The 11,530-nt window shown below is 39.7% G+C and carries 12 protein-coding genes and 1 pseudogene; 5 read left to right on the top strand and 8 right to left on the bottom strand.

The features are described 5' to 3' along the window. The 8 genes and pseudogenes from A9957_RS06630 to A9957_RS06595 form a co-directional block, all read right to left on the bottom strand. Positions 1-451: pseudogene (locus tag A9957_RS06630) on the bottom strand (IS5/IS1182 family transposase); the annotation flags it as partial. Between the two features lie 512 nt (positions 452-963). Next, on the bottom strand, positions 964-1,971 hold the full coding sequence (locus A9957_RS06625; protein WP_096712731.1) for a hypothetical protein: 1,008 nt from the start codon (positions 1,969-1,971) through the stop codon (positions 964-966). A gap of 159 nt (positions 1,972-2,130) precedes the next feature. Then, positions 2,131-3,231 carry a hypothetical protein gene (locus A9957_RS06620; protein ID WP_292343599.1) on the bottom strand — a complete coding sequence of 367 codons (1,101 nt, stop codon included), beginning with the start codon at positions 3,229-3,231 and terminating at the stop codon, positions 2,131-2,133. Positions 3,232-3,623: 392 nt separating this feature from the next. Continuing rightward, positions 3,624-4,055, bottom strand: coding sequence for a hypothetical protein (locus A9957_RS06615; protein WP_128754694.1), 432 nt, complete (start codon positions 4,053-4,055; stop codon positions 3,624-3,626). A gap of 56 nt (positions 4,056-4,111) precedes the next feature. Then, positions 4,112-4,924: a hypothetical protein gene (locus tag A9957_RS06610; RefSeq protein WP_128754693.1), complete on the bottom strand. Its 813-nt coding sequence runs from the start codon at positions 4,922-4,924 to the stop codon at positions 4,112-4,114. 419 nt (positions 4,925-5,343) lie between these two features. Continuing rightward, positions 5,344-6,102, bottom strand: coding sequence for an exodeoxyribonuclease III (xth, locus tag A9957_RS06605; RefSeq protein WP_207891996.1), 759 nt, complete (start codon positions 6,100-6,102; stop codon positions 5,344-5,346). A gap of 245 nt (positions 6,103-6,347) precedes the next feature. Further along, entirely contained in the window at positions 6,348-6,602 is a 255-nt protein-coding gene (locus A9957_RS06600) for a winged helix-turn-helix domain-containing protein (protein ID WP_292343597.1), read from the bottom strand. A 49-nt stretch (positions 6,603-6,651) separates the two neighbouring features. Continuing rightward, positions 6,652-7,767 carry an ORC1-type DNA replication protein gene (locus A9957_RS06595; RefSeq protein ID WP_292343596.1) on the bottom strand — a complete coding sequence of 372 codons (1,116 nt, stop codon included), beginning with the start codon at positions 7,765-7,767 and terminating at the stop codon, positions 6,652-6,654. Between the two features lie 356 nt (positions 7,768-8,123). Here A9957_RS06595 and A9957_RS06590 point away from each other — a divergent pair, with 356 nt between their 5' ends. The 5 genes from A9957_RS06590 to A9957_RS06570 form a co-directional block, all read left to right on the top strand. Further along, a complete protein-coding gene (locus A9957_RS06590) occupies positions 8,124-8,690 on the top strand; it encodes a hypothetical protein (protein ID WP_243641494.1) in 567 nt (188 codons plus the stop codon). A gap of 305 nt (positions 8,691-8,995) precedes the next feature. Next, a complete protein-coding gene (locus tag A9957_RS06585; protein ID WP_292343595.1) occupies positions 8,996-9,301 on the top strand; it encodes a DUF134 domain-containing protein in 306 nt (101 codons plus the stop codon). Positions 9,302-9,315: 14 nt separating this feature from the next. Next, positions 9,316-10,149 carry an Mrp/NBP35 family ATP-binding protein gene (locus tag A9957_RS06580; protein ID WP_181079327.1) on the top strand — a complete coding sequence of 278 codons (834 nt, stop codon included), beginning with the start codon at positions 9,316-9,318 and terminating at the stop codon, positions 10,147-10,149. A gap of 34 nt (positions 10,150-10,183) precedes the next feature. Beyond that, positions 10,184-10,882: a DUF169 domain-containing protein gene (locus tag A9957_RS06575; protein WP_292343593.1), complete on the top strand. Its 699-nt coding sequence runs from the start codon at positions 10,184-10,186 to the stop codon at positions 10,880-10,882. Then, positions 10,848-11,530 (top strand): hypothetical protein (locus A9957_RS06570; RefSeq protein WP_292343591.1); only part of this gene is annotated, 683 nt, incomplete at its 3' end. The genes A9957_RS06575 and A9957_RS06570, both read left to right, overlap by 35 nt.

The following is an 11,530-nucleotide window of genomic DNA, read 5'->3' as shown; positions in this document are numbered from 1 at the left end:
CAACGTCAACAGCTATACTTGTTTTCAGATACGAACGCCTCTTTTTTCCTGTTCTTACAGAATAATAGTAACTACAATGTCCTCCTGTGAATCCACTTGAATCAATAGCAACCAGAGGTATTTTTTCACCATGCGAATAGAAGAGTTTCAGAGTTTGGTGAAGTAAGCTATTGAAATAGAATGAAGATATTCTATTGGTAAATTTATGTAATGTTGTGAAGTGAGGTACCTGTTTTATACCAATCTTGGACTGAACTCTATCCATCAACTCAACAAGTTTAACAAATTTTCTGTAATTTTCATTTATGTAATCTTTGAATAATACCAATGTCAGTAACTGATGTTGAGTATATTTTCGCTTGGAGTATTTACAACTATAGATTGGAAGATGGGATCTTCCAGCTACAGACATAGCTGTATCGATAAAGTTTAAGTAATCGCTTGACAAAATACATTCATCCCCTTTGTGTTTTTGTGGTCAAAATCACATTGGGGGCCTCTTCTTATAAAAATGATAATGTATTAGTGGAAGTTAGAGGAAAGGGTTTCTACAGAGCCGATATAATTTTTATTTATCCCTGTCTTAGTTACATTTACCAATACCTTTGGAGACAGATATAAATAACCCGTATCCTCTGGTTCTATGGCACTCAATGTACACCATGTCGTCAATATAACCATCAAAATACACATTAACATCATTTCTGCCCCATCCAGTATTAATTAGCAAAAACATCACTTTAGACCATGGGATTCAACCTCAAATGATGTAATCCAGTCCTGCCAGGCTCCGACGCAAAAACATCACTTTAGACCATGGGATTCAACACCCAATGCAACCACATGCACGGTTTGAAAACTCTCTTTTTGATTTCCTAATTATTAATCACAGAAAAGTTCCATTGAAAATTTACTAATGGTACATCATAATAATATTTCTTGTTAACATGGGAACAAGAATCATCACTTTCTACTTATTGCCAGCATCACCAATCCAACGATAAGCAGAATTGAAGTGAAGCCTGGTAGTTGGTTGTTTGCCCCCTTATCTTGTTCTGTTGTTTCATTACCTACTATTACAGGATTTCCATCTTCATCAGATGTGCTTTTCTCTTCAACGATTGCTTCATCTAAAACAGCACGTTTCTCCCATCTAAACACCACAGGTACCCCAGTTATGCCAGCTTCCTGTTCAAAGTGACTGTCTATTGCTTGATAGACTTCATCAATTCCTGACTCATTTATTTTTTCAGGGCTGTCCATATCCATGCCCACAAACAGATATCCATTTATGCTGACTCCGTAACCTGTTACAGGTCCGCCAAATTCAGCAGAAAATGGGCGAACTTCTCCGTCCATTGAATGGCCGAGTGAATCTATCCACCTTCTTTTTTCACTTTCTTGTTCAATTACGGGCATTGTCCCATAGACCGCTATAACAGATGGATCGTTTTTAGCATTTTCAAGGGTCTCCGGTCCATAGTCAAGAAGCGGTATATCTTCATCATCCTCTGTCCACATAAAAACCACTGGAATTTCATTGATTACTGCTTCCTGTTCGCAGTATTCATCTATTTTCAGGTATATCTCATCAATCTTTGACTCATTTATTTTTCCCTGATAAGAGGAACTCAAGTACACTTCCAGAAATTCACCAGCATTACCGATGGCATATACCGACGGATCAAATTCGACAAGCGATTTTTCGGTTGATATGGATAACCAGCATTTAGATACCGAATTATTCCATTCCTGATCAATTGTTTCGGGAAAAGTTCCCCTGCTGGCTATGAATAGCGGTTCGTCCTTATATTCTTCAAAATAGGAATTAGAACTATTCGAATCAGAGATTTCATCCGTATGTCCAGAATCATTTACCTCGTCATCAACTGCACTTGCTGAAACTATTGATAAGATAGAAATAAAGAACATCAGAATTACAATTTTGTAAATTTGATTTTTTATAAGCATTTTCTTCCACTCTTATATGCTTCATATGATTTATGCCAACAGTTTAATAATTATATGGACAATATATAAAACTATTTAACTTATATACGAATAAATCTAAAATATAAAAGCCAGATTATACGTCAATAATCTGGCTAAACCACAGAATACATGATATTCTTACGTCAAAGGTTCTACATCCAAATCTAACTCAACTCCACTAATTGGTGAAAAAAGGGCGTTTGTAGCAGTGCTGCCCCAGTGTACACCAGAGATCATTACTTGATTTCCATATTTCTTAAAGATAGGTGCACCACTATCACCATTGTCGGAATCATAATCTGCAGAAAGTTGATCATAAAGAGTTCCAAAAACGGGGTGGTTTATTTCATCCCACTCTTCTTCGACATAACCATATGTCCGGTCACTGGTAATTCCTGACATGTAGACTTTGCTGCCTAAGTTTGGATCGTAATAATTACGTACATCCCTAACATCATCAACATCTTCATAATAGATATCATCTTCAACATTACTGGCTTCAACCCATGCAGCATCTGCAAAATGGCCCGTGATGTAAGTTACTTCACCCACTTTTCTGGTTGAACTGGGTTGATAAATGTCTCCTCCGACACTACCAGCTGTCATAGCAGAATGTCCAGATATTACAAACCCTTTTGTTCCAGTGCTGTCTTCTGCAGCAAATGATAATGTTGACTCATACCATGTGTTTGTTGCATTTTGGTATATTATCCTTATACCACCAATCATATCTGACCATTCATCGTCACGTTCATCAAGATAAACTTCTTCTCCTTTTCTGAAAACTACCGGCACATTAGATATTTCTAATTTTTTTGCATTTGTATCCACAATATTGTAAAAATTATCAATTGTAGATGGGTCAATATCTTTCACTTCCTTATCAAATTCTACAAATATATATCCCCCATAGTTTACACCAAACCCTAGCAGAGGACCACCGTATTCTTTCATATAAGGATGAAGTTCACTTCCAGAACTGTTAAGACTTTTAATGAGAGTGTTCGCCCATTCCACTTTTGTTTTATCCTCTATAAGCTCAGGTACTGCTCCCCGGGTTTCAATTACACTTGAATCTTTCCTCAGGGAATCAAATGTGTTTGCACCATACTCTGGGAAATAGTATTCTTCTTCGAAAGAGTCATCATGGCTGGAATCGGACGCTCCTGCCCATGCAAACCCAATGAGCATTATGCTTACAAGCAATATGCTCAAGCTTATTTTTGTAATATTCTTCATGTCTTTACCTCATTTGTTCAGTTCCACTCCCGAGGCAAAGCTACGCTTATATACTGTTAACAGCAAACCTAACCCTGCCTTTGGGCCAATGTGGAGTTCTGGTTGGTTAACATTCAGCGGAACTCCACATTGTAAATTCTCATTCGACGTGATCGTATATATTATTTTTGCAACACAACTTTATCTGAGTGATTAATATTAATCACTTCGATTAACTCTGAGAGTGCACTGAATTTTATAGTTCCGGGCAAACCAAAACCGGATACAAAATATTAATCCTGTATCCTCCAGTTATTTTAACATAGGAAAGAAACCGCTGTTGTGCTTGACAGTGCAGGAATCCTGCTTCATATATACAGGATTGCCAGATAAAGGGCAGGGCCCTGAGTTCATCAATTAATACCTCTGACAAAAATTACCATCCAGAACAGAAAACAACATATCGAAAGAATGTTGTACTCTATTTCTTTCTTTGATGCAAAATATCCTTCCATACCACCCAGAATAATAAGGATTCCAAAATAAGCAAGAGTCTCTGTCTCAATAAACTCACCTGATACGATTAAGCCCAAATATATGTCAAGAAAAAGTCCGATAACAGGAATAACTCCAATAATAACAGACCCGATCCTATCCCCTGTAAGCAACCCATATATGATAGGAGCTAACGGTAAAAGGAGCATACCGAAAAACACAACAGGAAGGGTCAGTAAATCACCAATTACTGGACGCAATGCATCTCCCAGAGAATCTATTCCAGTTACAATAATAATGATTACTGAAGATATGATTACTGGAAGTATTAATTTTTTGAAATTTGTCATTTTTTCACCAAAATTAAAAAAATAAAGGGTGGATTGAACCACCTCCTGAATACTATTTAATTTCCATTTATCACAGTTGCTTTCCCATCATTTTCTGGAGTTGTTATTTTATTGTTTAGCCAGTAATCATCCTTATTGACTATCCAGCCAGTTCCATAAAATCCGGCGATCAGATCTTCTGCCTGCTCATATTGATCAGCTTCGTGAGGGAAGTTATCATCATGATGTGCATTTGCTACAACATCCCCATATGATGTTTGCCATAGCCTTGCATGGTATCCACCATATATACGGAATTCATCATCAGCCACACCATCAGCCAACACCCAACCCCATTGTGGATCAGAGGCATATTGGGGATTCTGCGCCGGATGATCAGTCCAACCCTCATCCAATATTTCAGATTTAACCATATTTGCAGAATTATCATTCCATACCAGATTTATAGGGTCCTCTTTTTCATAAATCATATATCCGACATTTGACCATGTCCACTGGGGATAATCATAGTTATCCCACCAGTTGTATGCTTTAGTGGTCAGTACAACTTCTTTTTTTGTCACAACTACTTTTTCAGTTTCTTCTTGTTTGAGGATATCTTTTCTATCAATAGGAATTTGCTGCACCTTTGTTATGTTCTTGACACTGAACCTTTCTTCAAGCTCTTTTCCCGTGTATATCTCTTTTACTTCCAGATGGCCTTGTTCATATCTGTAAGTTGTAACTGATTCAACATTTACAGTATGATTTTGCATCCATTGGTCCATTGTTTCTTCTGGTGCTGCACTTACAGTTGCCACAAGCGCTATGCTGCCAAGCAACATCGCCACGAGAATCAGGCTTACTCCTAATTTTACATTGTTCTTCATGTCTTTACCTCATTATTCAATCTACTCCCGAGGCAAAGCTACGCTTATATACTGTTAACAGCAAACCTAACCCTGCCTTTGGGCCGATGTGGAGTTCTGGTTGGTTAACATTCAGCGGAACTCCACATTGTAAAATCCTATTTGACGTGATGATATATATTAGTTGTTGTTGATCAACTTTACCTGAGTGATTAATATTAATCATTTCGATTAACAAATAGAACACCTAAAACCGCCATCTCCCGGGAAAACCAGAACTGGAGAAAATATTAACCCTTTCCAGCTTAAAACGAGATATTCAGAATCACTATTGCTTGCGAAAAATTCAGTCTGCTAAAACATAAGATTCAAAACCATAGACTGCAAAAACAGACTCCCAACAAGATTACAGAGAAGGATTCTCTCTTCATTGTTGGCCCTTAAAATTGAAGCTTAATTCCAACAGGACAATGGTCCGAACCAGTCACTTCCCTAAAAATAGAAGCCTCGATTAAATTCGGCTCCATATCATCACTTACAAAAAAGTAGTCCAGCCTCCATCCCACATTACGATCCCTTGCCCTGGTTTTCAAATCCCACCAGGTATAATTACCATCATCTGAATTGAAAAGCCTGAAAGTATCAATGAAACCATGAGAAAGGAACTTATCTATCCATTCCCTTTCAATTGGGAGAAACCCGGAATGGTTTTCATTTTGCTTTGGTCTTGCAATATCAACCGTTTTATGAGCCGTATTCAAATCCCCACAGACAACTATGGAATATCCCTTGTCTTTTAAGGCCTGTGCATAATTCAGGAGAGCCTCATAGAAATCCATTTTATACTGAAGCCGCTCATCTGAAGAATTACCATTGGGAAAGTAAATATTAAAAAGTACAAAATCATCATAAAAAGCGATTAAAATCCTTCCTTCATGGTCAAAACGGTTTATACCAAAGCCGTAACGAACCTCTTGTGGCTGGACCTTACTGTAAAGGGCAACCCCACTATAGCCTTTCCTTGCAGCAGCACTGAAATAACTGTAATAACCATCTATGCGCCTGATATTTGGTGGGAGCTGGGAAGGGCGGGCTTTTGTCTCCTGCAAACACAGAATATCAGGTGATTCAGAATCCAACCATTCCAAAAATCCTTTTTTAGCAACTGCCCGCAAACCATTGACATTCCAGGAAAGCAGTCGCAGGTTTATTCCCCCTCATTTTTCACAGGAGAAATACCTATATCGACAGCTCGAATAGTAGCAATCACTTCATCCCCCTCACCGACATCCAGATTTCCTAATTCCTTTTCCCTCAGTATAGAAGTTAATACTGCAGACTCAACTTCAATCTGAATCCTGGAGATTCCATCAGAAGATTCTACATTCCTGACCTTACAGGGAATATTATTGATCTCACCCTTATTTTCAGAGGATAATTCTTCCTACACCATCCTGTCAACATACTCACGATTTAGCTCATATTGATTTATCAGATCCCTGCCATACTCTGTAAGAAAAGTACCCTGCTCCTTACCTCCCCTTACAGTCCTTACCACATCGTGTCCAATTCTTAAATTCATCTTCTTCAATATATTCCAGGCATGTTTATAGGAAATGTCGAGTTTTTCACAGGCTTTTTTCAGGGATTTCTCTTCATCTATAGCCTTTAGGAGACGCACCTTACCGGCACCGATCACAGGTTTACCTTCATGTGTCAGCCAGACCTTTGTACGGGTTTCCAGAATATCAACCCCGAATGCATTTTATTACATCATCTGCAGGATAGTTCAGACGAATAATACGGGTTCTGCCCCGCATACCTTCACCTGAAAACGAAACATCCAGATAATGCGAATCTTTTAATTTATTCACCAAACTATAAAACCGGGTATATCCCAATTCATTATTGTCATTGAAAAGTTCATAAAGTTCGCCTGCTTTGATTCCATCATTTTCCGCCACAAGCCGCAAAATCTCTTTTTCATTATCTGAAAGGGATGATATGTTACGCCTCAGATGCAAAAGGCGTGACGATTCATAGGCCTTATCCACATCATCCTCTGAAATGTTTTTGCTTGCCCTTTTTTCTGCATTCAGGCCTGATCTCTTGAGTAGATCGATACCAACACGCAGATCACCGGTCAAATCGACATAATTCACTATTTTCTCTCTGACTTGATCCGGGACTACTTCCGGATAGAAAGCCAGCTGGATTCGGGAAGAAATGATGTCTCCTATTTCGTCATAAGAATAAGGAGGAAATTCAATCTCTTCAGGCAGGAATACAGAACTCACCTTTGGATCAAACCTGTAAAGTTTTCCCGTATCACTTACAATCGCAATTACACCCATTTTCACACCGGGATACTGTTCATGGGCTCGTAGTATGGAATACATGATCTCATCGGCATGCCCGCCGTGGAATAAATAATTGATATCATCCAGACACACCACCATTACCCTATCCTTTTCGATAAGTTTCAGGACAATTTTTTCAAAAAGTTTCCTGAAAGCTACTCCTGAAGACGGCGGGTCTATATTGAAAAGTTTGCGATATATGCGTGAAACAACAGCAAAGCGGGTGGAATCCATCTGGCAATTGATCTTTACAAGGACCACATTCGAGGTGTGTGCTTCTATTTCTTCAAAAACCTTCAATACAGCACTGGTTTTTCCGGTGCCGGGTGGACCATAAACAAGACAATTAATAGGTCTCATACCTTTTACTGCAGGCTTTAAACTATAGATGAGAGATTGCAACTGAGAATCCCGGTGCATAAATTGTTCGGGAAGATAATCCAGCTCCAGTACGATGGGATCTCTGAAAATTGTCTCATCCCAGAGAAGCATATTATTTTTCATATACCTGACTCCTAAACCTAGTATAAAATTCCCCTGTAAATATAATAGCTTTTTTGCAGGGCAATTTGCACTTTGTCCGAAAAATTAATTTGTCCGAATATTACATTGAAAAGCTTGATGCATTCTAATGCAGATCACAAGCACATCGACCTTACCCTAAAAGTCCCATACTTTAGAGCTTAAAACATAACTTTGTAGTCAAATGCCATACATTGCGATCAAATTCGATGATTCAGTTCAAGAAAAGAACATCCACAAGATCCTTTTGTTAAATTTTTCCCAGTGGCCATTTTATTATAGATGTGATTCATATAATGATATACCAAATCATAATGGTGGATTGAGGGTAAGAACGGATGAATAGAAAAGAAGGATTGCTAGTGTTATGTATTGGTATGGTATTGTGTCTATGTCTGACACCGTCAGCAATAGCTTCGACTGGAGAAGAAAACAACACCCCAGTCAAAGATGCTGCTCAATTAAAGATGGAAGAGTTGGAGGCTGAGTTGGGTGAAGAAGGAATGCAAGAAGTCCAGGAATATTTGGAACTACAGGCATCTTTGCCACATGTGGTAAAGGCATCTCCTTATTCATATATTGCCTTTGCTGCAACTGATGAGGAAAGTCAAATTGCATATATGACTGGAATAGATGAGTCTGATTTAACTGAAGAAGAAAAAGAAAAGCTAAAAGCAGAATTGCAAGATATCTGGGATAGGTATCCTGATGGTTTCAAAATTGAAGACAATGAGCCCTTAGAAGTGATTGCTGGAATAATGGAGCAAAGATTCATTGAATCAGAAGAATCTAAAAGAGATGATTTAGATAAATCGGTGAGTAATGAGCATTCAAGTAGCCAGTTTCAATCCAATATAACTTTGCTTAGTATACTTGTGACAAGCCTGCTTATAGTAACGATATGATTCAGGCGACCTTAAAATAGATTTGTAGTCAAGAAAGTACTTTATAATCAGATTCCAAATTTTGTAGGCAAGAGCACTTTATAGACAAGCCCGATTGTGGATGTAAGTTATTTTGCCAACAGGTGCGCAACATATTATTAATTGAACCAACCGCTTTGACCGAAAATCACTTTGAAAAATCTTGATATTTCTTGATGCAATTACACCACCATCCGTTTTGTCCGATAAATACCTTGTTTGTCGGACAAACCGGGCAATTAGGAATCCTTTATATATTTCCTCACCTATGGGTGATTGGTTAACTTATGAAATGCAGGAGAGGAAGACCAAAATGCCCCCGCAGAATACGGGCAGAGCCCACTATTATGTGCTTTAAACCCTGCGGCATACCAAGGTCTGAAGTTGAGGTAGTAGAACTCGCATTTGAGGAACTGGAGGCCATCCGGCTTGTGGATGTGGATGAGCTGACACAGGAAGAAGCAGCCCTTGAAATGGGAATTTCCAGAAGGGCTTTTTGGGGAGAACTGAAAAATGCGAGAAAAAAAGTCGCCAGAGCTCTTGTTGAAGGGCAGGCCATAGATATCAAAGGTGGAAATTACACTACTGAATAAATGGAGTCATTAAAATGAGTCAAAACATACAGTCAGCTGAAAGTCTGGTAAATTCTAAAGTTGAAGAGCCAAAACTCGTATCGAATCTGCGCGGAATAAAAAACAAGCTCATGGTAATGAGTGGCAAAGGCGGTGTAGGAAAGAGTACCGTTTCTGCAAATCTCGCTGCAGCCCTTGCCAGACGCGGGAAAAGGGTCGGGCTGCTTGACAGTGATATTCATGGACCAAGTATTCCCACAATGTTTGGAATTGCTGACAAGAGACCCGAAGTTGGAGAAAAGGGGATCCTGCCTGTACAGGTTGCCGACAACCTCAAGGTTATGTCCATAGGTTTACTGCTGGACGATCCGGATTCCCCTGTTGTCTGGAGAGGGCCTGCCAAGATGGGAGCCATCAAGCAGTTTCTGGAAGAAGTTGACTGGGGAGTGCTGGACTACCTGATCATAGACCTGCCTCCGGGCACAGGAGATGAGCCATTGAGTATAGTACAGTTACTGGGCAAGGTCGACGGTGCCATCGTTGTCACAACTCCCCAGGATGTAGCACTTACAAGTGTAAGGAAATCCCTGAAATTTACAGAAATGCTGGAAGTACCCCTTATCGGAATGGTCGAAAACATGAGCGGTGTAATCTGCCCCCACTGCAATGAAGAAATACAGGTCTTTGGCGGTGAATCTGTAGAAAAGGCTGCAAAAGATTTCAACACCCCTATACTTGCTACATTGCCCATCGAACCCGATGTTTCATCATCAGGGGACAAAGGAGATGTATATGTCAATGATGACAAATCCATCTGGAAAGAAAAATTCGATTTAATCGTTAATTCTGTGGAGGAAAAGTTCAACTAATCTTCCATTATATTTTAAGGGCAAGGGAATTTTTATGGAAAATAAAGAGATAAGTGACAAACTCAAGGAAATACTGCAGCTAAGATACGAACCAGTAGCCGTGAAATTGGTAAAAAAGAGCGAAGATATTCCTGCAGACTATAACCAACCCGAGAAGAAAACCCGTCATTGCCAGTCTATCATGAAAGCAAGGACTGGCGAATGTCTTGTGATACCGGCAGATAAACATGCATGTGTGGTAGGTGGTTCCAGTCTGGGACTTTTAGAAACACCTGACAATGTAAGAAGCGGGGAATTCCACTCCAAAATCGGCATGTTTGATACACCTGAAGCAGCTGCTAAGATGATAGAGGAGAGGGCAGAATTCGAAGAGTGTTCCATGCAGGCAACAGTAGTTTGTCCTCTTGAAAAGGCTGACTTTAAGCCCGATGTCGTGGTTCTGGTCGACCTTCCGGAGACCCTTTACTGGATCGTACCAGCGTTTACTTTTGAAAAGGGAGGGAGGGTAACCCTGAGCACAGCACCGTTCCAGGCCACCTGCGTAGATTCAACGATAATTCCCATCCAGACCGGCGATGTAAATTTTTCCATGGGATGTTTCGGATGTCGCAGGACAACCGATATAGGCAGGGATGAAATGCTGGTGGGAATTCCAGGCCCAATTCTTGAAAATATAGTAGAGCATCTTGAAAAACTCTATGAAAAGCCTATCAAGAAAGCCAGGGGATTGTAAGATTCAGACAAAGGAAACTAAATATAAAGATGCAGCAAGAAGAGGGCTTGATTGGCTGGATGAAAATCAGCCTGTGACCCTCAAGGAATATGCCAGAAGCACAACAGCCAGCTATCTCTGGGGCAGGGGATATACCCGTACAGCCACCCTCATAAAAGAGATTCACAGGTCACAATCTTTCAGGGAAATTTGCAGAGGTGTATCGGCCCTTTCCACAATGGGGATTTACTATCCTGCATTCACCCATTATATCAAAACCAAACAGAAAGGTGGCAATTTAGAAGATATATATGATAGAACTTATGCCCTGATTGCCCTTGCAGATCTCGAAGTGTCCTGCCCCGGCGAATGCCAGAAAATCATAAAGGATTTTGATAGTACATGGGAACATCCCGGTACAATTGCATTGATCATAATTTGCCTCATGAAACAATCAAAACTGACAGGAACAGATCACACTGATTTTATCCGGGAAAAATCCGACTGGTTATTGTCCCGGATGCAGGAAAATGGTGGCTGGAAGTTCATAGCAACCAGCAATCTTGTTATGCAGGCACTTATAATGGCCGGTCACTCAGGCGAGATAGGCCAATCAATCCGTTGGTTACTAAAAAAACAAAATGATAATGGTAGCTGGGGCAAAAATAA

The organism is Methanohalophilus sp. DAL1, from assembly GCF_001683555.1.
Taxonomy (GTDB): Archaea; Halobacteriota; Methanosarcinia; order Methanosarcinales; family Methanosarcinaceae; genus Methanohalophilus; species Methanohalophilus euhalobius.
The sequence above is the reverse complement of the archived record's forward strand: the minus strand, read 5'-3'. Positions and strand labels throughout refer to the sequence as shown.

Coding starts and splice junctions, on each gene's coding strand:
- A9957_RS06585 (WP_292343595.1), top strand. CDS start 8,996: ATGAAATGCAGGAGAGGAAGACCAAAATGCCCCCGCAGAATACGGGCA.
- A9957_RS06625 (WP_096712731.1), bottom strand. CDS start 1,971: ATGCTTATAAAAAATCAAATTTACAAAATTGTAATTCTGATGTTCTTT.
- A9957_RS06590 (WP_243641494.1), top strand. CDS start 8,124: ATGAATAGAAAAGAAGGATTGCTAGTGTTATGTATTGGTATGGTATTG.
- A9957_RS06620 (WP_292343599.1), bottom strand. CDS start 3,231: ATGAAGAATATTACAAAAATAAGCTTGAGCATATTGCTTGTAAGCATA.
- A9957_RS06595 (WP_292343596.1), bottom strand. CDS start 7,767: ATGAAAAATAATATGCTTCTCTGGGATGAGACAATTTTCAGAGATCCC.
- A9957_RS06610 (WP_128754693.1), bottom strand. CDS start 4,924: ATGAAGAACAATGTAAAATTAGGAGTAAGCCTGATTCTCGTGGCGATG.
- A9957_RS06575 (WP_292343593.1), top strand. CDS start 10,184: ATGGAAAATAAAGAGATAAGTGACAAACTCAAGGAAATACTGCAGCTA.
- A9957_RS06615 (WP_128754694.1), bottom strand. CDS start 4,055: ATGACAAATTTCAAAAAATTAATACTTCCAGTAATCATATCTTCAGTA.
- A9957_RS06580 (WP_181079327.1), top strand. CDS start 9,316: ATGAGTCAAAACATACAGTCAGCTGAAAGTCTGGTAAATTCTAAAGTT.